Genomic DNA, 22,219 nt, shown 5'->3' with positions numbered 1-22,219 from the left:
AGGATAATTCTACTATAGTGGAATTTCCAAATAGAAAAGGGTGATTAAATGGAGGGAAAGCTTTTTCGGCAGCTCCGTAAAGAGCGCGGCTTAAGTATGCAGGAGCTTGCCAATGAGTGGAACAGTGTGGCTTTTATCAGCAAATTTGAAAAAGGAAATACAAATATCAGCTTTAAGCGTTTTGAACAGCTGCTCAATGGCATTAATGTGACGATGGAAGAATTTTTGTATTTGCGTTCTCAAGCGGAAGAACAGTCGGTGTACAATTATCTGTCTGACCATCCCTTTTATTTATCCGGAAAGTTTGTTGCTTATCTGGATCAGATTTTTCACTGCAACCATCTAGCGAATAAATCTGGGGATTTTGCCAAAGGCCAAGAAGAGATGAGACAGCTGGAGAAGGCAATTGGCCAGGAGACCAATTGGGGCAAATTTTTAGGAATTCTCTGTCAACTGCTGGTATTGAACTATCAAGTGAATGAAGAGGGAAAAGCGAGGAAAACAGTTGATTTGGATCATTTGTTTAAGCAATCCCACACGCTTTCAGCGCCGATTGTCAGCTATTTGTACAAGATAGATAATTGGAGTGTTTTTGAAGTGATGCTGTTTCGTTTTTTTCAGTTTAGCTTTCCAGTAGAAACTACTAGGCAGTTGCTGCGAACGGCAGTTGCTCGAACGAAAAAGCAAGAGGGATTGCAGGCGATGCAAGGTATGCGTTTTGAACTGCTTTTCGGTACCTGTACCACTTTTATTAATTTCCAAAAGCTTACTTGGGCACAAGAAGTGCTGAAGGAAGCCGAGGAATTGTTGTATGATCAGGGGGATTTGCTGAATAGCAGTAAGCTGCTGTTTTATCAAGGCTGGCTGAAAATTGCTTCTGGCTCCGTTGAGATGGGCAAGCAAAAATGTGACCAAGCACTTTCTATTTTTCGAATTTTGCAGCAGCCAGAAATGCAGCAGGAATACAGTGACCTCTTTTCGACGATTTTGAAAAATCGTGAGGAGCCTAATAATTGTCTGGTATTTGCTTAAAAAAGCTGTTATTAAGAAGATTCTTAACAACAGCTCAAAGGCTATTTAGTCAATGCATTTTCGCAAGCCTTGAGAATTGCTTGGCTGCTCATGGTTGCTCCGCTGATGGCATCTACCTGCAAGGATTGCTTGTCAACGATTTCCGAAGCAATTGTCTCGGCTTTTTTGCCTAAGCCAGTTTGATGTTCCGTAATTTGAACCGCAGAAATCTTTCCATCAGCAATGGTTACGTTGACTTTAGCAATCACTGGTTTAAGGCTTGCTTCACCAGAATAGGTGCCATCAGGCAATTCTCGAGGGTCAACTTTAGTGATTGCTACATTCTTCAGCATACTTTTTGAATAAATAATTGCTCCAAAGAAAATGAGGCATCCGGCAGCAAGTACAATAATCAGCCCGGTTACTAATTTAGACATAGGCCTCAAGCTCCTTTTTTACGTAATCAATAAGTGGAGCAATCGTTTCTTCAGCAGTAAAGTCAATTTGCTGATTATAAGTAGCCAAAAATTCTCGATCTTCCTCATTAGGCTGCACACTTATTTTTTTCTCAGCATCTTTTTTCTTGAATGCCATCATTAGTCGGTGCATTTTTGATAATTGACCATAGTCAATTCCACCACGTAGATGAAAAATTTTAGTATTCTGTAATTGCTCTTTACTTAAGTTGTTGTTCAATATTGGACTATAATCCGTGACTTTAGGATCGGCTAACCCCACAGTGAACAAAATTAACTTTTCTCCTGAATGTTCCTTCAACAGCTTAAATCCTTTAATTCCACTAGCATACAACCCACCACCGAAGATCAACCATTCATAATTTTGCAGCTGTTCTTTAGTAGTTTTAGCTGCATCCAATAAAGGAGCCTGCAAGCTTTCGGCAATCCATTGAGCATATTGCTGTGTGGTTCCATAATGTGAACCATAAATTACTGCGACTTTTTCCATTTAACTTCCACCTCTCCTTATTCAAATGCCAATTGTTCTAGTTCTTCTACCCCTTCATACAGCTTCATAAAAATAATAAAAAATTGTTCGACTTCTTCATCGGAATAGCCTTCAAATAGTCGTCCTAGAGCTGTACTGTGCAGGGCAGCTACCTTGGCAAAATAGTCTACCCCTTCAGGCGTAATAGTCAGAAGTGACTTCCGTTTATCCTGGGTACTCTGCTTGATCTTTACTAGCTGTTTCTTCTCTAAAGACAAGGCTAGTTTTTTTGCGGTTTGGCGAGAGCTGCCTAATAGCTCCCCGATTTGAGTCAAGGTCAAGCCCTCTTCGGGTGCATTTTTCACCATGGTCAGCAGCATAAATTGCTTTAAAGTAACAGCTGGATCAAGTTTGTCAAAGGAAGTTTGCAGACGATTGCCTAAGATAAACAGGCTGGAAAAAATTGCTCGCTGTTGGGAATTTCGATTTTTACTAAAGGTTTCAATCAAATGATGGATATCCATAATAGCCTCCTCTTGAGTAACTAGTTACCTTTTTAGTATAGCATGGACAAAAGCAGAGAAAAATACGTCGCAGGTCCTAATTAGAGAAGTAGGTGCTGTTTTTTTAACAAATCAAAAAGAAACACATGTCCCAATAATTATACGAACAAACTTTCGCTTTGTTGTGGTAAAATAGATAGGATTGGAGGCGAAAGCAATGAAATTTTTACACGCAGCAGATTTGCACTTGGACCGTTCTTTTGAGGGACTGATCGACGTAGCAGATAGCTTTCAACCTTATTTATTGCAGGCAAATCAGCAAATGCTGACAAATTTAGTCGATACAGCAATTAAAGAGACGGTTGATTTTGTCTTATTGGCTGGTGATACATTTCATCAGAATCGGCCAACATTAAAAACACAGCGCTATTTCTTTTCTGAGATGGAACGTCTGCAGCAAGCAGAGATTCCAGTTTTTATGAATTTTGGCAATCATGATTATTATCAAGCAGAGCGTTACTGGTTTACCTTTCCAGACAATATCGTTTTATTTACAAAAGAAACAGTGGAAACCAAACGCTTTACTACTAAAGCGGGAGAGGATGTAGCTGTCAGCAGCTTCAGCTTTCAACATCCGACGATTGAACAGGAGATGCTTCCACAGTTTCCAGTGAAAAATAGCGGCACCTTTCATATAGGAATGTATCATGGTGGACAAATGCCCTATGCCCCGTTTACTGTAGCCAAGCTCATTGAAAAAGGGTATGACTACTGGGCTTTGGGGCATATTCATGTACCACAGATCCTATCGGAGCATCCATGGATTGTTTATCCAGGAACACCACAGGGGCATACCCAGAAGGAAACGCAGTTGTCTGGTATTCAATTAGTGGAGAAAAGTGATGGGTTCGTAAAAGTACGTTCTATCCCTATTGCAGAGGTTCAATGGGAAAAACAACGGGTCTCTTTGGCTCATGTCCGCAATAATCCTCAACTTTTTCAAGCGGTGAAGGAACAGGTGCAGTTTTCTCAGCCGACTTTATTGCAAATCGAGCTAACCGATGGTGAAACGCTCGGATCAGAATTGAGGTATCAGGTGGCATCCGGTGAACTGCGAATGATTTTGCAGGAAGAATTACCTGAACAGATTTTTTTGTGGCAGCTGACAATGACAGATACCTCAGAAGAGCGACCGTATTTAGCAGTGGATGAAGTGCTAGTGGATCAGCTCTTGACAACCTATGAAGAGCCGCAAGTTTTTCAAGCGCTGCTGCAGGAGTTAGATCAAAATCCTGCGATTCATCCGTTGTTAACCAATCAGTTTAAACAAGAGGTTATTGAAGAACTAGCTCAAACATTGAAGGAATCATATCGTTTTAGAAAACCTGTTTCTTCAGATGAGACGAATAGATAAGGGGGAGAGAGGCTCATGTGGATAAAAAAAGCAGAAATTACCGGCTTTGGCAAGTGGCGGCAGCAGACATTCTTGTTTGAGGCGAAAAACCAGCTTGTGTATGGGTTAAATGAAGCGGGCAAATCAACTCTCTATCAATTTATTCAGGCCATGCTGTTTGGCTTTCCTAACAAGCGGAAAAAGGGTCAGGATTACACTCCAGAGGATGGTAGCGGTTATGGCGGACGTTTAACGATCCTTACTCCTAAATATGGTCAGATTACTATCGAGCGCTATAAAAATAAGAACAAGGGCAAAGCTATTGTTCAGTTGGAAGAGGGGCAGCAGGGAACTGAAGAGTTGTTGGAAACGATTCTGTATCCCTTAAATCAGGAGCTTTTTCAACAGGTATTTACCTTTCAGCAGGAGCAGCTGCAGCAGCTGGAATATCTACAGGAGGATGCTCTGCATGAGGCTTTAGTTTCATTAGGATTATCCGGCAGCAACCAATTGTTTGAACGAAAAGGCAGTTTGCAAAAACGATATGAAGCGATCTATAAACCCCGTGGGCGTAAGCAAACCTTAAATCAGGCAGTGCAAAACTGGCAGGTTTTACAACAGAAAATTCAGCAAAAGGAAGCTCAGGAGGCAGATTTCCAGTCCTTGGTGCGTCAGGCTGATGAATTGCAAATGCAGGTGAGTCAGCAGGAAAGTATGCATCAAAAAGCCCAGCAGGAGCAATTGCAGTTGGAGCAGCAGCGTTTAAACTGGAACAATTATGCAGAATACTTGGCTTTACAGGAGTTAGATCTGACCCAGCGAGGCAGTGAAGAGGACCATCAGCAGCTGCAGGAATTTTATCAAGAGTATCAGCAGCTGAACAAAGAGCTGGAGAAGCTGCAGCAAGCATTGCAGCGACACAGTGGGATGGATCAGCACTCTGCGAAGTATTATTTCTATTTAGAGCATGAAGAAAAAATTCAGCAGTTATTAGAACAAAAGGTTGCGGTTCTCCGCCTACTGGATGAAGAGCAGCGCTTAGCAGTTCAGTTAGCGCAACAACAGGCAGCAAACTTCGGTTGGACGGCTGAACAGCCACCTCTGCCTTTTCCTGATAATCAGGTCATCACTAAATTATTTGGTCCAATCCAGCAAGGCCAAAAGCAAGTCGAAGAGCAATTGATTCGTCTGCAAATTGTCAAAGAACAACGAGATCAGACAGAAGCTGTTTTGAATCAGTATGAGAAACAACACCCTGAGCTGTTCAATCAGCCAAGACGCAAACCATGGGGCTGGTTAGCAGCAGGTGCCTCCCTTATAGCAGCTTTTCTACTGCCGCCACCTTGGCGTTATGGTTTAGTTGTACTTTCGGCATTAAGTATCCTGTGGGGATTGCGCAAGCCTAATTTGACTGTCAGCAAAGAAACCTGGCAGGAAAAGCTGGGGCAGCTGGATATTTACGAAGGACAGTTGGCAGAGTTAGAAGGAAAGCTGTCACAGCAGGAACAACAGCAGCAAACACTTCAGCAGCAATTGCAGCAAGAGCTGAGCCGCCGTCGACTACCGCTGCGGGAGTCTGAGCTGGAGATCCAGCAAGTGAATCAAGCTGCACAGCAATTTTTAGCTCAGCAGGAGCAGCAAACGGAGTGGATAAAAGCACAGCAAGCCATCCATCAGGAGCTGTTGAAGCAGGAACAAGAATTTAATTTCTTGCAAGAATGGCTACCGCTGCAGGGAAAAAATATAAGTGGAAAATTTGCAGCGTTGGAGCAGTATGCTAAAGAAATGGAGCAGATTCGTTTTGCCCAGACCTATCAGGAAAATACCATGCTGCAGCAGCGGATGAATGAAACTAAAAAACAGCAGCAGCTATTAATTAGTCAGCATCAAGCTTTATTGCGGCAGCTGGGATTGCATTACCCATCTGAAGTTCCAGCCTTTTTGCAACAGCAGCAGGAATTAAGACAAAAGAAGCAGCGGTTGCAAGATTTAACGAGAACCGTGGCACCTTTATTTCCAAAAGCCAGTTCGTTGGAAACAATTGAGGATAATTTGCGTATCTTAAGAGGTCGGCAGCAAACGAATCAAGAACACTTACGCCAATTGCAGGAACAAGAACAGCGCTTGCGTTTGCAGATTGATCAAATGCAAGCCGACGGAACCTTGGATGCCTGGTATCAGCAAGCCAGTCAACAAAAAGCGGTCGTTAACCAGCTGCTAAAGGAATATACAGCAGCTAAACTGGAAAGTCAGTTGCTGCAGGATATTGCCACAGAGTTATCGGAGCAGCAGCTTCCCGAATTAATGAAGCAGGCTAGCCGTTACTTTCAAGTTTTAACGGATTATGAGCAGGCCCGTTTAGATTTTCTAGATGGAATCGTGACGGTGAATCATCGGCCGGTATATAGCTTATCCACTGGGACCAAGGATCAGGTAATTATGGCAATTCGTTTTGCCTACTTGGCATTACAAAAGAACCATCCTTGGTGTCCGATCATTATTGATGATGGCTGGCTGCATTATGATCATCAGCGAAAACGGCAATTGGCCAAGCTATTTGCCGAATTTAGTAAAGATTATCAAATCATCTGTTTGTCATCTGACCAAGAAATGGTAAGCTATTATCAAGAGCTTCACCAACCTGTTTGGGAATTGAAGGGAGTTTCACGATGAAGAAAATTAAAGAATTGACTGTTGATGAGCAATTTGAAATGTACGTATTGATTAAGAATGCCGATGTTCGCTTGGCGAAAAACGGCAAGAAATTTATCGCCTTTACCTTCCAGGATACTTCTGGCACAGTAGACGGCAAGTTTTGGGATGCTTCAGAGGACGAAATTAAAAAATTTAAAGCGGGACAAGTCGTTGCCCTAACTGGGAAACGCGAAATCTATCAGGGAAATCCGCAGGTGAAAATTCTGCACCTCCGAGTAACGAAGCCTGAAGAACCTAGCGATCCAAGCTTATACATGGAGCGCGCACCGATTCGTCGGGAAGAGATGGAAGAAGAAATCAACCAGACGTTGTTTGAGATTACCAATGCTCACTGGAACCGGATTGTTCGTTTCCTATTAAACAACTATCAAAAGGAATTTTTTGAATACCCTGCAGCTAAACGCAATCACCATGCTTTTGCTGGTGGATTGGCCTATCATACGCTGACCATGCTGCGCATCGGAAAATCACTGGTTAAGGAATATCCGCAATTAAATGCTTCGCTGTTGTATGCTGGGATTATTTTGCATGATTTAGGCAAGGTATTGGAATTGTCAGGTCCTTCTTCGACAGAATATACCGTCGTTGGAAATTTAGTGGGACACTTGGTTTTAGTTGATGAAGAGATCAATAAAGCTTGTGCGGCGCTAAAAATCAATGATGCCGATGAAGATGTAGTAGTATTGCGCCACATGGTTTTATCTCATCACGGTTTGCTGGAGTATGGTTCTCCAGTACGCCCGCGTATTATGGAAGCCGAAATTTTGCATCAAATTGACAACATCGATGCTTCTATGCAAATGCTGTCCAGTGCAGTGAAAAATACGGAACCAGGAACATACACTGAACGTATTTTTGGTATGGATAACCGCAGTTTCTATGTACCAAAGGATATTTAATCGAAAATAGGCGAGAATTCTCCTAGGAGATGCATCGCCTTTCTTTTTACACAAAAAACAAAGGAGGAACACCGAATGGAGAATTTTGTTGCAGAAGATTTTGATTACTATAAACGCACGATCGAAATTATGTATCAAAAATACTACAACAAACGAATTATTTTGGTTGTGGCAGCCTTAGTGATTATTGGTGCCTATACGGCTTTCTTTCAAGAGTTTATGCTTCTGAATGGACTGATGATCCTAGTCTTAATTGGTGCTCTGGTTTTTCTAATGGGACAAAGAGGGAATTTTTCCGAAGTTTATGAAGAATTCCTGCAGGTGAATCAACCGAATGCCAAGATTGATCAAATTGAGGAAGATGAATACAGCTATAACATCAATGACAATCAAAACGAGAAGGTGCGCATCAATAAAAATGGGGTACGTAATTTGCCTTCCAAAAATAAGCAATACACCATGATGGTGGGCTTTGAAAAGACATTCTTTGCTAGACAGCCACTGCAGATTATTTACTATGATATGCTGGATATTACATACGAAGAAAAATTTCGCCTCAAACGCAATGGCTATAATAGTACACCAAGATTTTTACGCCGCTTCAGCTTAGGCAATATCAAAGCCAGCATCGGCAATCTGTTTGGTTTCATTTTCGGGAATATTTTTATTCTCTTTATTGTTTTTCGCTTATTGCGCTACATTCTATCAATGCTGCGTTCGTTTATGTAAAAAGCAGGAATGAAAGTCTCTCAAAGTGAGTATCCAACTTTGAGGGACTTTTTATTTTAACAAGATGAGATCTGAATCAAAGTACTGTTCAATAAACGCAATCTGCTTAGCGATTTCTTCTTTTGACAGAATTGTTCCCGTTGGTGCTGCCACCCATTTGTCCTCTACGTCGTCTTTTCGAACAACCACGGCAATTACTTCCCCTATAAAGGATACAAGTTTTTCTGTTTCCAATAAAACATATACATCTTGAGCTTCCCCATCTCCTGCAATAATGCCTTCCACAAAGCCATAATTTACCGGATAGGTGGTACCATAAGAATCAAGATAGCCTAACGGTCGATCAATGGTTACGGTAGCTTTGAATCGTTTCATTTGTATCCCCCTCTGTTGTTCGACTTCTTTTATTTTAACAGAAAATTCAAAAGACTTTTGAAAGGTATTGACAAAGAGTTGGAAAGACATTATAGTATAAACGTAAATAGACCGGCGGTCGGTCGAGAGGAGGGAACCTATGAGAATCGTAAAGGAACATGAGACACGGCGAACAGAAATTATTGATACTGCCGAACAGCTTTTTCTAACCAAAGGCTATGAAAAAGCGACAATCAATGACATTCTAAAACAAATCGGAATTGCCAAAGGAACCTTTTACCATTACTTTAAATCGAAGGAAGAGGTTCTGGATGCGGTAATTATGCGAGTAGTAGACACCGATCGGCTGATTGCCCAAGAGGTTTTGAAGGCAGACGGTCGAAGTATAGATAAACTTTTATTATTTCTGCAAAAACAGTCAGCAGCTAATAATGAACAAAAAAGTGATTTGCTGGATCAATTTCAGCACACCGAAAATGCTCTAATGAAACAGCGGGCTCTAGAAGGGACGCTGCGTTATGTTTGTCCGGTACTTGCGGAAATTCTTGAAGAAGGCAACCAGCGTGGTGAGTTTTCAGCTGTTTATCCACTGGAAAGTGTTCAATTTTTAATTGCTGGTATCCAATCATTATCTGACGAACGAGTCATTGGTGAAGATCTGGAAATAATGCAGCGCAAGCTATTTTCTTTTGTGGAGTTTATCTTTCGCATCTTAGGTATAAACGAAGCTGATTTAGACAAGGAAAAAGTTACCCAACAATTTCTAAAAATGTTTACAAATTAAACTCAATCCTTACGGTTGAGTTTAAAAAATAGAAAAGAATAGACTGACGGTCGGTCTATGAAGGAGGAATTGTAGATGAATCATCAAAAAACAATCGAAGAATTATCTTATCGCAGTGGTGAATCACTAGAGACATGTGAAGCAGTCATGAAAGGCTATGAATTATATGCCGAGAATCATTTAAAAAAAGCCCGACGAAACAATTTAGAGGAAGTTGCTCAAGCTATTGCTGAGAACACAGGATTGGAAACTCGGACATGTGAAAATATTTTAACTCAATTTTTTGATCTATTTGCTGAAAGAATCCAATCTATCCCATTTTTCAATCGGCAAGGAAGAAAATGAAAGGATGACAGTCATCGTAGTTTTAAGAATGATCGTCCAAATAATTGAACCTATAATTAATCAGGAAGTCGGAAAATAATTTTTAGTCAAACACCTAAGTGAGATCCTAGCAGACGAAAAAATAGGAGGAAGAAAAAGATGAAAAAAATAATTATCGCAATTGCAGCAGTAGTGAGTTTAGGAATGGTGTCTCAGGTAGTGGAACGAACCATTGATGAAGAAGCGGTAAAGACTACCGTTCAGACCCATTTTAAAGAAACACCAGATAAGAAGGACGAAGAAACAATCAGTTTTGAAGAAAACAGTTTTAGTGAGTAGTTAGGATTTTAGAATATGTAATGAGGACCCGAGATAATTTGTCTGGGGTCCTCATTTTTACTTGGATGACAAATGTCATGGATAGTCATGACGAATACGACTTAATTGCTAGGGGGGATTTCGATAAACTAAGCCTATAAAAACGAAGCGAGGGAGTCACTTAGATGGATAAACTGATCAATGTAAAAAATATGAGTATCACTTTTAAACGAAAACAAGCACTTGAAAAAGTTAATTGTGAATTGGTTCAAGGAGAAGTGGTCGGTTTGGTTGGTCCAAACGGTGCCGGGAAAACGACGTTAATGAAGGCCTTAGTCGGGTTTGTTCCTATAAGCAAGGGGGAGATTCAACAAGCAAGAGGAACCACGATTGACGCCTTGATTGAACAGCCGGGACTTTATCCTTTTTTGTCAGGCTGGGATCACTTGCAGCTGTTTGTTGAGGATCAGCAAAATATAGCAGCAATTGATGGGCTAATTTCGTTATTGGACATGAATGAATTTATTGGTAAAAAGACTAAGGGCTATTCATTGGGAATGAAACAGCGGTTGGGAATTGCGTTAGCTTTCTTGAATCAGCCGCAGGTGGTTATTTTAGATGAGCCGATGAATGGTTTAGATCCTTATTCAGTTAAGCTATTGAAGAAAGCTATTTTGACCTACAAGGAAGCCGGAACAACTTTCCTAATTTCCAGCCACATACTTAGTGAATTGGAGCAATTAGTGGATCGTGTCTTGCTGTTAAAGGCAGGGAGATTAGTGGAAAATATAGAGCATCCGGAGTTATTAGAAAATTTTGAGGACGATCTATTAGCCAAATTAGCCTAAGGAGAATGATGAAAATGAAACGTGCAGTGAAGCAGGAGCTATTTAAACTAACGAAGCAACATGTGATCTTGAAACAAACCTTGAAAGTGAGTGGGCTAATTTTGCTCTTTGCAGTAGTAACCAAATTTGGGAATTTTGACATTCTATCGCCGAATAAATTAGTGAAAACTTGTTTTAATAGTGGGTGGTTAATTGTTTTTTTCATGGTCTATCAGACCAGTCAGACTTTCTCAATGGAATTTCGATTTGGAACAATTAAAAATCTGTTGCAAAAAAATCAGCAACGTCGGACAATTTTCTTTAGTAAACTAATTACTTTGGTAGGTTACTCAATTTATTTGAATCTAGTAGCGTTAGTTGTGACAATCAGTCTCAGCATGATTTTGTTTCCAGAAGTTTCACTAAAGCAAACAGAAGTAATTCGTACATTGTTTGCTAATTTGCTGGGAAATTTTGTTGGGATGTGGCTGTTTGCTAGTTTGTCATTAATGATTTCTTTGATCGTTACCAATGAATCGCTGGCAAGTATGTTGGGAATTGCGACTTATTTCTTGTCTTCAATGCTGGCAGGCATGCAATTTATGCTGTTGGATAAGTTCAGCTGGCTGCGTTGGAATCCGCTAAACATGTTGAATTTGAGTAATCAGTTAATCAACAACAGCATGGAAAAGCTGACGCAGCTAGCAACGAACGAATTATTAATTGGCAATATTGTGTATATTTTAGGCTTTCTCTTGGTTGCTGATGTAGTGTTTAGCCGAAAAAAGATCTAATTAATATGGTATTATACGTAAGTATTAGTCGAAATTGTGCAGAAAGGAGCAGCCATGAATAAAATCAGCTTATTTCCTAAGGGAGAGGTGCTTAGCTCCATTATCTGGATGTTATTTCTATTAATTCCCATTTTATCCCTAGTTCCTTTTGATACGTTTGAAAAAATGTTTTTAGGAGCACTAATGCTGCTGTTCTGCTGGTTTTACCGGAATGCCCTTTTTCAAGGAAGGTATTTTATTTATTGGTTGATAGGGCAATATCTAATTGCTGCGTTTTATGCTTTAGAACTGGGATATATTTATCTATTCATGTTTCCCGCTTGGCAATTGGGCTTTGGTTTTTCCAAGATAAAAAAATCGTCTTTTTGGTTGTTGTTCTTTGGTCAGCTGGGAATCATTTTACTGGGATTGTTTTTTGGGCCGATGGAGCATCCAGTTTTTGGAGGCAATCAGATGGCGATGTCGCTACCTTTCGGCTTGTTTACTATTATTGCCCCTTTGCCAGGCAGAGAGGTTCAGAAATCTATTGAGCAACGCAAACAATTGTATCAAGCTAATCAACGATTGGAGGCTGTGATTAAGGGAGAGGAACGCAATCGGATTGCGAGAGAATTGCATGATTCTTTAGGGCAATCATTGTCGGTGATGACACTCAAGCTTGATTTAGCTCAAAAGATTTTGACAAAAAATCCGCAAATGGTTTCGAATGAGCTTCAGGAAATCGAACAGCTTTCTCGCTCTACCTTAAAAACCGTTCGGGAAATTGTTTCAGATATGCGAAAACGTACAGTTCGGGAAGAGCTAATTGAAATAAATCAGGCCTTAACTACAGCAAAAATTATTTTGACTACTGAGAATGAGGAGCTGGCAAACGATCTGTCAGCCATGCAGCAAAATGAAATCAGCAGTGTTCTCCGGGAAGCCGTAACCAATATCATTCGTCACAGTAAAGCGACTTTTTGTACGATTGTTTTTTCAATTGATGCAGACTGGCTTAAGCTTTCGATTAAGGATAATGGGGTAGGTGTAAAGGAACTAATCGCTGGAAACGGGCTAACTGGAATGACCGAACGGATTGAAAAGATACAAGGCACACTTTACATACAGGAGGATCGAGGAACCTGGATTCGTATATCGGTTCCTTTGGAGGAGGCTTTAAATGATTAGATTACTGATTGCCGAGGATCAAGGACTGCTGTCATCGGCTTTAGCAATGATTTTGAATTTAGAGGATGATCTAGAGGTTGTTGGAACAGCCAAGGATGGGGCGGAAGCAGCAACTCTGCTGAAACAGATGCAGCCGGATATTTTATTAACCGATATTGAAATGCCTCACAAATCAGGCCTGGAGCTGGCAGAAGAATTGAAGGAAAGCTCAATCAAGGTAATTATTTTAACCACTTTCGCTCGGGATGGCTATTTCGAAAAATCAGTAGAGGCTAAAGTGTCGGCATACTTGCTGAAAGATACCCCCAGCGATGAATTAATTGAGCATATTCGTTCGGCGATAAAAGGCAAGGTGTATTACGAACCTTCTCTGATCACTGGCTACATGAACAATCAACGAAATCCTTTGACCCCAAAAGAGCAGGAGATTTTGACATTGATCGCCAAGGGAGCCACCTCAAAGGAGGTTTCTGCTCAGCTGTATTTAACGGATGGAACCATTCGCAACTATATCTCGGAAATTATTAGTAAATTAGGCGCCAAAAATCGAGTCGATGCTGCAGCAAAGGCTAGAGAAAATGGTTGGCTGTAAGTTAAAAGTCTGGAAGATCATACACCAAATGATCTTCCAGACTTTTATTCGTAGTTGAGTGGAAACAGCCGCTGCTTGATCCAATCTTTGCATCGGCTTAATTGCCACAATATCTTTTGTTCGCTTAAAATTAATTTTTGATAAGCAGCGCTGCAGGTGCGCTTAAGCAAAGCGTGACGAAAAAGAAGGTGGCGTAGAAAGTCCAACAAGAGAACGGTGACACCGCCTGAAAATCCACAGTTGTAAAGATTAATGCCGGCGGTTAGAACATGAGCATGACGGGAAATCATTGCAAATACAGCACCTGATAGAATACCGGTCAGCAGACCATACTTTCTAGAAAAAGGTGACAAGGTGGCTGCAAAGAACAAGATAACAATAGTGGTTGTCGAAGTTACATCATGAAAAACAAACAATGAGGACAGCAGGACGCCGCAAGCTGGGAAGAAATAATAACGGAAACCAAAGTTGTACATACCGAAACCAGCAAAGGTTAAAAGGGTACCTACCAGCAAACCATTCAATGGAACCTGTAAAATTAAAGGGACCATCAAGCCGATTAAGCCATAGATTGAAAAACGAACTAGTTTTAACAGACTCAGTCGAACTCCTTTATGCAGTGCTTTATCAAACTTCAGGACATAGAGAGAATACATCAGTGGAGCAGTGAAAAGGATCAGTAAGAAGATCAATAGTGCCGAGCTGTGAGCAGCATTCAAGCGATGGGGAAGAATTCGGATGTTTAATAGGTTGCGGGTGGCAAAATTCCCTACGAATCCGATACAGCCGGCGGAAAAGCCCATATTGTAAAGGTTCATTTCTTTGGTATGTGCCTTTAAATAGTGAAAAACCGGAATACTGATATAGCCAATCACCAGACCAGCTACCAGGGCGATGAATTTGTTTTGGAGAAGAAATTGGCTAGGCGCTAGATAGATAATGCTGACCATTGGAGACAGGCAGGTGCTCAACAAGCCCATGACCAAGGATTCTTGTCTGGCTGCGGGTTTGTGATGCAGATATAGAAGACTTCCTAGAAGAATGGGGGCTGAATTGGCTAAATTTTTGCCAAAAAAAGAGAACCCGGAAAGCATCATGACAATGGGAATCGTTAAGGGACAAAAGCTGTGACGGTATTTTCTCAAAATAAACAGGCTCAGCAGAGTAAGCAGGCCGCTGTTGGTTAAGGCTGCTCCAGCCCCAGCAATCTCGACATAATCGCTAATCAGATTGCTGGGTGAGTGAATAATTTGGCTCATTCCTCGTATAATTGTTTCTGCGGGATAGAGCAAAATCGGTACACAAGTTAGCAGCAGGCCATACAGCAGCAGAAAGTTAAAAATTACCTGCTGTGATCGTGCGAACTCTTTTTTCTCCAGTCGTCCTCATCCTTTCTATCTAATCAATTTGAATAACTTTTACACCCATTTTTTGAATTTCCTTCAAGGTCTCTGGTGAACTGAATTGATCGGTGATCAAATAGTCAAAGACAGAAATGTCAGCAATTTTGAATTGGGAGGTTAAGCCAATTTTGCGATGGTCAGCTACTAATACTTTTCGTTTAATGGTGTGATTGATCATCAGCTCATTGATTTTCGCCTCATTAATAATTTTAGTGGTAACGCCGCTTTCCAGGCTGACACCGCTACAGCCGATAATACAGACATCTGCGTTCATGGATGAGATGGTATTCATGGCGATATCCCCCACCAAGGCTTCTTTAGGAAACCGCATTTCTCCACCAGTCAATATGTAATTGTAGTTGGCATTATGAGGCGAATAGTTAACTTTCAGATTATTCGTGACAATTGTTAAATGTTCCGAGTTCAAATAGTCAATCGTCTTTAAGGCAGTAGAGCTGGAGTTAATAAAGATTGTATCGTAATCCTGCACATGCTTGCTGGCCTCGCGAGCGATCGCCTGTTTGATTCGCTCCGGACCGGACTGATCGAAATCACGTTTGTTGTCGTAATTAAAAATGCAGTAGCCATATTTACGAATAATATCATTCTTTTCTTCTAACAGATTTAGATCTCGGCGAATCGTACTTAATGAAACGTCCAAAGCCTCTGCTAACTCCTGGGTTGTCATCTGATGATTGGCCTCTAGAATCTCCAGAATCTCGGCATGGCGTTTATCGATCGCAACTATCGAATTTTTCATACATGTCCCACCTTTTCCTGCAAAATTATCTCTTATAGAAGAAAACGTTTTATTTGATTCTATTATACAAGAAAATCAGCACTCGCGTTATAAAAAGTCATATAAAATTCAAACAATCATATAAAAGGGTTTTCACGACGCGTTTTACGATTTATGATTTATACATGGATCATAACAAAATCACGTCAGGAGAGATTTACAGATGAGCAAGCATGTTAACGAGGTTACAAAAGAGAATTGGATTCTTTCAACTTTTCCCGAATGGGGCACCTATTTGAATGAAGAAATTGAAAGTGAAGTCGTCGAAGCCGGTACTTTTTCTATGTGGTGGCTGGGCTGTACCGGAATTTGGTTGAAGAGTCATGAAGGGACAAACATCTTATGCGACTTGTGGTGTGGCACCGGCAAGCGTAGTCATGGAAACGGCATGATGAAAAAAGGCCATCAAATGATGCGGATGAGCGGTGTTCAAAAAATGCAGCCGAATTTGCGCACACAGCCATTTGTCATTGATCCTTTTGCAGTAAAAAATGTGGATGCTTTAGTAGTTACTCATATTCACTCCGATCATTTAGACATCAACACAGCAGCGGCAGTACACCAAAATTGTCCTGAGGCAAAATTTGTAGGGCCGAAGGAAGTTGTCGCAACGTGGCTAGGCTGGGGAATTCCAGAGGAAAAAACAATTGTTGTGAAGCCAGGAGACGAGGTAAAAATTAAGGATATCAACGTGGTTGCTTTAGAAGCCTTTGACCGAACAGCCTTAGTTACCTGTGAAGACCCAGAAGTTACTTTGAAGGGGAAAATGCCGCAGGATATGGATCAAATTGCGGTGAACTACCTATTTGAAACTTCTGGCGGTAATTTATATCATGCAGGCGACTCTCATTATTCCAATATGTTTGCCAAGCATGGCAATGAGCATAAAATTGATGTCTGTTTAGGTGCTTACGGCGAAAATCCACGAGGAATCACGGATAAAGTCACGTCAGTTGACATGCTGCGAATGGCAGAGTCTTTAAATACGAAGGTGGTCATTCCTGTTCATTATGACATTTGGGCGAATTTCATGGCTGATCCGAAAGAAATCACAGAAATTTGGAAATTCAAAAAGGATCGGTTACGTTACGAATTCAAACCGTATATTTGGCAGGTTGGCGGTAAATTTACTTATCCAACCAACAAGGACGACTTAGAATTCAATTTCTATCGCGGATTTGAAGATGCCTTCAGCGTTGAAAATGATACACCGTTTCCATCATTCCTATAGAAAAGAGGTAGAACCATGTTAACGTATTTTTACGACAATGAACTGATTCGTTACTCTGATAAAGAAATTACTGATTGGAAAGAAGCCATTGCTGAAAGCTGTCAGCTGCTGATGGACAAGGAAATTATTGATCAGCACTATGTAGATGAAATTATCCGCTGCGTTGAGGAGCACGGCCCTTATATCGTGATTGTTCCTCAGGTTGCCATGCCTCATTCTTCTGAGAAGAGTGAGGGGGTGTTTGGAACCGCCATTTCCTTTACTAAAATGAAGCAGCCAGTGACCTTTGAAAGCACGGATGGAGAAGAAAAAGAGGCACTCCTCTTCTTCACTTTGGCGGCAAAAAACGCAGAGGAACATATGGAAAATATCCAAAATCTATCTGAAATGCTGATGACAGACGGTTTGATCGACAGTCTGGCGGCTACTCATTCGATTGAAGACTATCAAGCGGTCATGGAACAATACCATCTATAGGGGGAGAAATAAATGGGGGATTTTTTGTTAAGTATTTGGACGTATTTTGCTGAGAACATTTTGACACAGCCAGCCTACTTGATTGGATTTATTGTATTGTTGGGGTACTTACTGCTGAAACGACCGATTTATGAATGTATCGCCGGCTTTTTGAAGGCGACAGTTGGGTATTTTATTTTGACGGTTGGTTCAGGCGGACTGGTTGGGAACTTTCGGCCGATTCTAGTCGGGTTGAAGGAACGGTTTAATCTAGATGCAATGGTGACAGACCCATATTTTGGTCAAAATGCGGTAGATGCGGGATTAATGGAAACTTTTGGTCGAACCTTCGGTGATGTAATGATTTTGCTATTAATTGCTTTTATCATGAATATTTTATTGGTTCGTTTCCAAAAATACACCAAATTACGTTCGGTCTTTACGACCGGGAATGTACAAATTCAACAGGCTGCTACAGCTTTCTGGATTCTATTGTTCTGTTTCCCGAATTTAGGCAGAGTGGAAGTATTAATTTTCATGGGATTAGTTCTGGGTTGCTACTGGGCAGTTGCTTCTAATTTAACAGTTGGTGTAACACAGGAATTGACAGAAGGTGCGGGCTTTGGGATCGCTCACCAGCAAATGTTTGGTATTTTTATCTTTGCGAAGCTGGCTGAATGGATGCGCAAACGGGATCAAAGGAAAAATAAAGCTGCGAATGTAGATAAGAAATTGGAAGACATCGAGCTGCCAGGCTTCCTATCCATTTTTAACGAGAATATGGTAGCGACTTCATTGTTAATGCTGTTTTTCTTTGGGATTATTTTAGTGGTATTAGGTCAAGATTATTTGGTTGAAGCTGAATTTATGGCAGAAGGTCAGAGCTTCTTATTCTATATTCTGACAACTTCACTGAATTTTGCGGTTTATCTAGCGATTTTACAATTGGGTGTACGGACCTTCGTCGATGAGTTGACTCAGTCCTTCCAAGGAATTTCCAATACGATTTTACCAGGTGCGGTACCTGGGATCGACGTGGCAGCAACGTTCGGCTTTGGTTCACCAAATGCTGTAACCATCGGCTTCTTGTTTGGTGCTTTAGGCCAATTCTTAATGATTGGACTATTAATTTTATTGAAATCACCAACGATCGTTATTGCCGGTTTCGTTCCATTGTTCTTTGATAATGCGGTAATTGCTGTCTTTGCTAACAATCGTGGCGGCTTTAAAGCAGCCTGTATCTTCCCGTTCATTTCAGGGATTATTCAAATTGGCGGCTCCGCTCTATTTGCAACCTGGATTGGATTATCACAATACGGTGGGTACCTGGGCATGTTTGACTGGGCAACCGCTTGGCCATTGTTTGCAGTCATTATGAAGTTCTTAGGCTATATCGGTGTCGCTGTAGTTGTAATTGGTTTACTGATTATTCCACAGCTGCAATACCGTAAAAATCCAGAAGGCTACTTCATGATTGTTGATGACTATGAGCAATACGCAGAAAAATTCTTGAATGACTAATGTAGGAAACTTGTCGGCCCAGCTTTGCCTGGGCCGCATAAAATAAAAACTAACCTAGGGGGATTTTAAAATGAGAATCTTAGTATCTTGTGCCAATGGATCAGGAACCAGCTTAATGATGATGAAGAGTGTGGAGAAAGCGATGAAGGAATTAAGTGTGCCAATTACCAAAATTCACCATTGTGCTCTTTCAGAAGGTAAAAGTTCGGCGGCACAATACGATGTTGTTTTTACACCAGTTAACTTCTTAAATATGTTTGACCAAGCAGTGAAGAAAGGCGTTACGGTCATTGGGATTAAAAATGTGATGTCGCCAAAAGAAATTAGTGAGAAGTTCGCTGAATCAGAACTATATCAAAAAATGGGTAAATAAGAGGAGTTTAGAATGAGTAAACCAAAGTTGCAAATTGCATTGGACCATAATGATTTAGAGCATGCCTTAGCAGATATTGTTAAGGTAGGAGAAATTGTCGATATTATTGAAGTAGGGACGATTCTTTGTCTGCAGGAAGGGCACAAAGCGATCAGCTGTATCCGCAGCATGTTTCCTGAGAAAACGTTAGTTGCTGATACGAAATGTGCCGATGCGGGTGGAACAGTGGCTAAAAATGTCGCAGATGCCGGTGCTGATTTTATGACGGTCATTTGCTGTGCTACGATACCCACGATGCAGGCCGCGCAAAAAGAAGTAAAGGAATTGCAGGTTGAGCTTTATGGTGATTGGACCTATGAACAGGCTGCTGCTTGGCGAGAAATCGGCATTAAGCAAGCCATCTATCATCAAAGCCGCGATGCCCTTTTATCAGGAGAAACCTGGGGCGAAAAAGATTTAACCAAAGTGAAAAAATTGATTGAAATGGGCTTTAATGTTTCTGTAACCGGAGGCTTGGATGTCGATACCTTGAAACTGTTTGAAGGGATGGCTGTGTACACCTTTATTACAGGGCGAGGAATCACCGCGGCACCAGATCCGGTGAAAGCAGCACAAGACTTTAAGGATGAAATTACTCGTATTTGGGGGCAGTAAGCATGGCTCAGATCGGAATTTATGAAAAAGCTTTACCAAAAGGAATCACTTGGCAGGAACGTTTTGCTTTGGCAAAAGAATTGGAGTTTGATTTTATCGAAATGTCGATTGATGAAACCGATGAACGCTTGGCACGGTTAGACTGGTCAGACGAACAACTTGCTCAGCTGCGAGAGGACATGTTTCAATCTGGTGTGAGAATTAATTCGATTTGCTTAAGTGGCCATCGCCGCTTTCCCTTTGGCTCCTCAGATCTTGAGAAGCAGCAAAAAGCCAAGGAAATAATGGATAAAGCCGTTCGTTTTGCTCATAAGCTGAGTATCAAGGTCATTCAAGTAGCTGGCTACGATGTCTATTATGAAGAAAAATCTGTGACTAGCCGGGAAGCCTTTATTGAGGGCATGAAGGAAAGTGTAAAGCAGGCTGCTAATTATGGTGTTATTCTTTCGATTGAGATTATGGACGATCCTTTTATGAACTCGATTGGGAAATTTTTGGAAATCAAACGACAGATTCGATCACCGTATTTACAGGTCTATCCAGATTTAGGCAATCTCTCTGCCTGGCCGGAAAACAACCCAGCCGTTGAACTGGAGGAAGGCATTGACTGTATCACTTCCATCCACTTAAAAGATACCTATCCGGTGACAGAGGATTCTGCTGGACAATTTCGGGATGTTCCTTTCGGAGAGGGCTGTGTGGATTTCCTTGGCTTGTTGAAGAATTTGAAGCGTCTGGATTATGATGGAACCTTCCTAATTGAAATGTGGAGCGAGAAAAGTTCAAATTTCAAAGAAGAAATTGAAGCAGCCAAAAACTATCTTTACCCTAAATTAAGAGAGGCGGGATACGATGTCGCGTGAAGAAATCATTCAAGAAATGAAGCAGCGAGTATTTGAAGCGAATCTAGAACTGCCTCAATACGGATTGGTGAAGCTAACTTGGGGAAATGTCAGTGAGATTAATCGAGACCTTGGGGTAATTGTCATTAAGCCAAGCGGTGTGAAGTATGAAAAGATGCAGGTGGATCAGATGGTAGTAACCGATTTAGCTGGAAATAGTCTGGAAGCTGACAGTATGAACCCTTCTTCCGACTTACCTACCCATGTGGTACTGTATCAGGCTTTTGAAGAGGTGAATGCGATTGTTCATACCCATTCTACTCATTCAGTGATGTGGGCTCAGGCAGGAAGAGATTTACCTGCTTACGGAACTACTCACGCTGATGCTTTTTATGGTACGATTCCTTGTACTCGGCAGTTAACAGAGAAAGAAGTTCAGGAGGCCTATGAAATCAATACGGGTCATGTGATTGTAGAAACCTTTAATGAACGAAGCGTAAAAGCCAAGGAAGTTCCGGGGGTTCTAGTCTATGGGCATGGGCCGTTTACTTGGGGAGACTCGCCCATGAAGGCAGTGGAGAACAGCTTGATTTTGGATGAAATTTGCCTAATGGCGAAAGAAAATGAGCAGATTAATCCTAAAATAAAGGCAATCCCACAATATTTGCTGGATAAGCATTATTTTAGAAAACACGGAGAAAAGGCCTATTACGGGCAAGGTTAATAGAGGAGTGAACCACTTAAGCGCGGAGGCTTAGGTGGTTTTTTAGCGAAAAAACTGCCTGCCGAAAATGGCAGACAGTTCAGTGATTTAACTGAATTGTTTTTTATCTAAGAAATCACGGACGATCCGCATCTTTTTCCGCGAAACCGCACAGCGCTGTCCATTGTTCATGGTGACCTCCAGCATTTCTTTATCGAGGGAGCGGACATTGTCTAAATTAACCACATAAGACTTATGAATCCGTTCAAAGTTTTTACCAAGATCGACCATTTCCTTGATTGCACCATAGAAATGAATTCTGCCAGTCATTGTGTGGATATAGAGAACATGTGGTTTGTGAGAAGTTTCGAAATATAGAATATCTTTGTAGTTGACGTATCGTTCACTTTTACCATTTCGAATTAGAAACTGTTCACGTTTTTCTGGCTGGATTTGCTGCTTAACAAAGATAGAATCCAAGCATTCGGTAATTGATTCCATTAGTTGTCCAGGATCGTCCTTTACGATGAAATCTAGGGCTTCAACCTTGTATTTAAAGATCAAAGGAACCGTTTCATCATGTGTGGTAACGAAGACAATTTTTCCTAAGGTATCGTATTCTCGAATCTTTTTGGCTAAAGTAACGCCGTCCATCTCGTTCTCACCCAGATCAATATCCAGAAAATAAATTCCAGTGGTATCAGGGTTTTCTTTGAGGTAGTCTAAGACAGCAGCAGGCTTGTCAGTCGATAACGCAATGTGCGCATCTAACTCTTTGATCATAATCTGCTTGTCAATGTATTCGTGGTAAAATTCCCGTAATGGTGCTTCGTCTTCACAAATGAAAATCTTCATCATACT

The 22,219-nt window shown here is 41.1% G+C and carries 26 protein-coding genes; 19 read left to right on the top strand and 7 right to left on the bottom strand.

What is annotated here, in order from left to right; all coding sequences use genetic code 11:
• Positions 1-48: 48 nt before the first annotated feature.
• Positions 49-1,032, top strand: a complete 984-nt coding sequence (locus tag IGI49_RS10890) for a helix-turn-helix domain-containing protein (RefSeq protein WP_429964509.1) — start codon at positions 49-51, stop codon at positions 1,030-1,032.
• Between the two features lie 41 nt (positions 1,033-1,073).
• Here the strand turns inward: IGI49_RS10890 and IGI49_RS10885 are convergent, their stop codons facing one another.
• From IGI49_RS10885 to IGI49_RS10875, 3 genes are read right to left on the bottom strand one after another with little or no spacing between them, the layout of a single operon-like run.
• Positions 1,074-1,448: an FMN-binding protein gene (locus IGI49_RS10885; RefSeq protein WP_429964508.1), complete on the bottom strand. Its 375-nt coding sequence runs from the start codon at positions 1,446-1,448 to the stop codon at positions 1,074-1,076.
• Positions 1,441-1,977, bottom strand: a complete 537-nt coding sequence (locus tag IGI49_RS10880; protein ID WP_429964507.1) for a flavodoxin domain-containing protein — start codon at positions 1,975-1,977, stop codon at positions 1,441-1,443. Before IGI49_RS10880 ends, IGI49_RS10885 begins: the two co-directional genes overlap by 8 nt.
• A gap of 17 nt (positions 1,978-1,994) precedes the next feature.
• Complete coding sequence (locus IGI49_RS10875) at positions 1,995-2,480, bottom strand: MarR family winged helix-turn-helix transcriptional regulator (protein WP_429964506.1); 486 nt, start codon at positions 2,478-2,480, stop codon at positions 1,995-1,997.
• A 196-nt stretch (positions 2,481-2,676) separates the two neighbouring features.
• Between IGI49_RS10875 and IGI49_RS10870 the strand changes: the two genes are divergently transcribed.
• The 4 genes from IGI49_RS10870 to IGI49_RS10855 all read left to right on the top strand — a co-directional run bounded on the left by IGI49_RS10870 (position 2,677) and on the right by IGI49_RS10855 (position 8,195).
• A complete protein-coding gene (locus IGI49_RS10870; RefSeq protein WP_429964505.1) occupies positions 2,677-3,873 on the top strand; it encodes a metallophosphoesterase in 1,197 nt (398 codons plus the stop codon).
• A 15-nt stretch (positions 3,874-3,888) separates the two neighbouring features.
• Positions 3,889-6,525 (top strand): AAA family ATPase, encoded by a 2,637-nt coding sequence (locus IGI49_RS10865; RefSeq protein ID WP_429964504.1) that lies wholly within the window; start codon positions 3,889-3,891, stop codon positions 6,523-6,525.
• Positions 6,522-7,466, top strand: a complete 945-nt coding sequence (locus IGI49_RS10860) for a 3'-5' exoribonuclease YhaM family protein (protein ID WP_207705254.1) — start codon at positions 6,522-6,524, stop codon at positions 7,464-7,466. The genes IGI49_RS10865 and IGI49_RS10860 overlap by 4 nt, the downstream gene beginning before the upstream one ends.
• Positions 7,467-7,541: 75 nt before the next feature.
• Positions 7,542-8,195, top strand: a complete 654-nt coding sequence (locus IGI49_RS10855; protein WP_429964503.1) for a hypothetical protein — start codon at positions 7,542-7,544, stop codon at positions 8,193-8,195.
• A 51-nt stretch (positions 8,196-8,246) separates the two neighbouring features.
• On the opposite strand, the gene IGI49_RS10850 is transcribed toward IGI49_RS10855, so the two are convergent.
• A complete protein-coding gene (locus tag IGI49_RS10850) occupies positions 8,247-8,570 on the bottom strand; it encodes an inorganic pyrophosphatase (protein WP_429964502.1) in 324 nt (107 codons plus the stop codon).
• Between the two features lie 139 nt (positions 8,571-8,709).
• Here IGI49_RS10850 and IGI49_RS10845 point away from each other — a divergent pair, with 139 nt between their 5' ends.
• From IGI49_RS10845 to IGI49_RS10815, 7 genes are all read left to right on the top strand, one after another.
• Complete coding sequence (locus IGI49_RS10845; protein WP_429964501.1) at positions 8,710-9,354, top strand: TetR/AcrR family transcriptional regulator; 645 nt, start codon at positions 8,710-8,712, stop codon at positions 9,352-9,354.
• A gap of 75 nt (positions 9,355-9,429) precedes the next feature.
• Positions 9,430-9,699: a hypothetical protein gene (locus IGI49_RS10840; protein WP_429964500.1), complete on the top strand. Its 270-nt coding sequence runs from the start codon at positions 9,430-9,432 to the stop codon at positions 9,697-9,699.
• A 138-nt stretch (positions 9,700-9,837) separates the two neighbouring features.
• Positions 9,838-10,017: a hypothetical protein gene (locus tag IGI49_RS10835; RefSeq protein WP_429964499.1), complete on the top strand. Its 180-nt coding sequence runs from the start codon at positions 9,838-9,840 to the stop codon at positions 10,015-10,017.
• Positions 10,018-10,181: 164 nt separating this feature from the next.
• Positions 10,182-10,844, top strand: coding sequence for an ABC transporter ATP-binding protein (locus IGI49_RS10830; protein ID WP_429964498.1), 663 nt, complete (start codon positions 10,182-10,184; stop codon positions 10,842-10,844).
• Positions 10,845-10,858: 14 nt separating this feature from the next.
• Positions 10,859-11,617, top strand: coding sequence for an ABC transporter permease (locus IGI49_RS10825; RefSeq protein ID WP_429964497.1), 759 nt, complete (start codon positions 10,859-10,861; stop codon positions 11,615-11,617).
• A gap of 54 nt (positions 11,618-11,671) precedes the next feature.
• The gene (locus tag IGI49_RS10820; protein WP_429964496.1) at positions 11,672-12,784 is read left to right on the top strand and encodes a sensor histidine kinase; all 1,113 of its coding nucleotides are present in this window, start codon (positions 11,672-11,674) and stop codon (positions 12,782-12,784) included.
• Complete coding sequence (locus IGI49_RS10815) at positions 12,777-13,376, top strand: response regulator (protein WP_429964495.1); 600 nt, start codon at positions 12,777-12,779, stop codon at positions 13,374-13,376. The genes IGI49_RS10820 and IGI49_RS10815 overlap by 8 nt, the downstream gene beginning before the upstream one ends.
• A 44-nt stretch (positions 13,377-13,420) precedes the next feature.
• Here the strand turns inward: IGI49_RS10815 and IGI49_RS10810 are convergent, their stop codons facing one another.
• Positions 13,421-14,668 carry a DUF1576 domain-containing protein gene (locus IGI49_RS10810; RefSeq protein WP_429964494.1) on the bottom strand — a complete coding sequence of 416 codons (1,248 nt, stop codon included), beginning with the start codon at positions 14,666-14,668 and terminating at the stop codon, positions 13,421-13,423.
• Between the two features lie 106 nt (positions 14,669-14,774).
• The gene (locus IGI49_RS10805) at positions 14,775-15,539 is read right to left on the bottom strand and encodes a DeoR/GlpR family DNA-binding transcription regulator (protein ID WP_429964493.1); all 765 of its coding nucleotides are present in this window, start codon (positions 15,537-15,539) and stop codon (positions 14,775-14,777) included.
• A 202-nt stretch (positions 15,540-15,741) separates the two neighbouring features.
• On the opposite strand from IGI49_RS10805, the gene ulaG reads away from it, so the two are divergent.
• From ulaG to IGI49_RS10770, 7 genes are all read left to right on the top strand, one after another.
• Positions 15,742-16,809: an L-ascorbate 6-phosphate lactonase gene (ulaG, locus tag IGI49_RS10800; protein ID WP_429964492.1), complete on the top strand. Its 1,068-nt coding sequence runs from the start codon at positions 15,742-15,744 to the stop codon at positions 16,807-16,809.
• 15 nt (positions 16,810-16,824) lie between these two features.
• Complete coding sequence (locus IGI49_RS10795; RefSeq protein ID WP_429964491.1) at positions 16,825-17,286, top strand: PTS sugar transporter subunit IIA; 462 nt, start codon at positions 16,825-16,827, stop codon at positions 17,284-17,286.
• Between the two features lie 12 nt (positions 17,287-17,298).
• A complete protein-coding gene (locus IGI49_RS10790) occupies positions 17,299-18,786 on the top strand; it encodes a PTS ascorbate transporter subunit IIC (RefSeq protein WP_207702788.1) in 1,488 nt (495 codons plus the stop codon).
• A 70-nt stretch (positions 18,787-18,856) separates the two neighbouring features.
• Positions 18,857-19,159, top strand: a complete 303-nt coding sequence (locus tag IGI49_RS10785; RefSeq protein ID WP_429964490.1) for a PTS sugar transporter subunit IIB — start codon at positions 18,857-18,859, stop codon at positions 19,157-19,159.
• 12 nt (positions 19,160-19,171) lie between these two features.
• Entirely contained in the window at positions 19,172-19,813 is a 642-nt protein-coding gene (locus IGI49_RS10780; protein WP_207702790.1) for a 3-keto-L-gulonate-6-phosphate decarboxylase UlaD, read from the top strand.
• A 2-nt stretch (positions 19,814-19,815) separates the two neighbouring features.
• A complete protein-coding gene (locus IGI49_RS10775) occupies positions 19,816-20,676 on the top strand; it encodes an L-ribulose-5-phosphate 3-epimerase (protein ID WP_429964489.1) in 861 nt (286 codons plus the stop codon).
• Positions 20,666-21,379, top strand: coding sequence for an L-ribulose-5-phosphate 4-epimerase (locus IGI49_RS10770; RefSeq protein WP_429964488.1), 714 nt, complete (start codon positions 20,666-20,668; stop codon positions 21,377-21,379). The genes IGI49_RS10775 and IGI49_RS10770 overlap by 11 nt, the downstream gene beginning before the upstream one ends.
• 87 nt (positions 21,380-21,466) lie before the next feature.
• On the opposite strand, the gene IGI49_RS10765 is transcribed toward IGI49_RS10770, so the two are convergent.
• Positions 21,467-22,216 (bottom strand): LytR/AlgR family response regulator transcription factor, encoded by a 750-nt coding sequence (locus IGI49_RS10765; RefSeq protein WP_429964487.1) that lies wholly within the window; start codon positions 22,214-22,216, stop codon positions 21,467-21,469.
• Positions 22,217-22,219 lie beyond the last annotated feature (3 nt).

The sequence above is a fragment of the Enterococcus sp. AZ071 genome (genome assembly GCF_050499065.1).
Classification (GTDB): Bacteria; Bacillota; Bacilli; order Lactobacillales; family Enterococcaceae; genus Enterococcus_A; species Enterococcus_A ferrettii.
The sequence above is the reverse complement of the archived record's forward strand: the minus strand, read 5'-3'. Positions and strand labels throughout refer to the sequence as shown.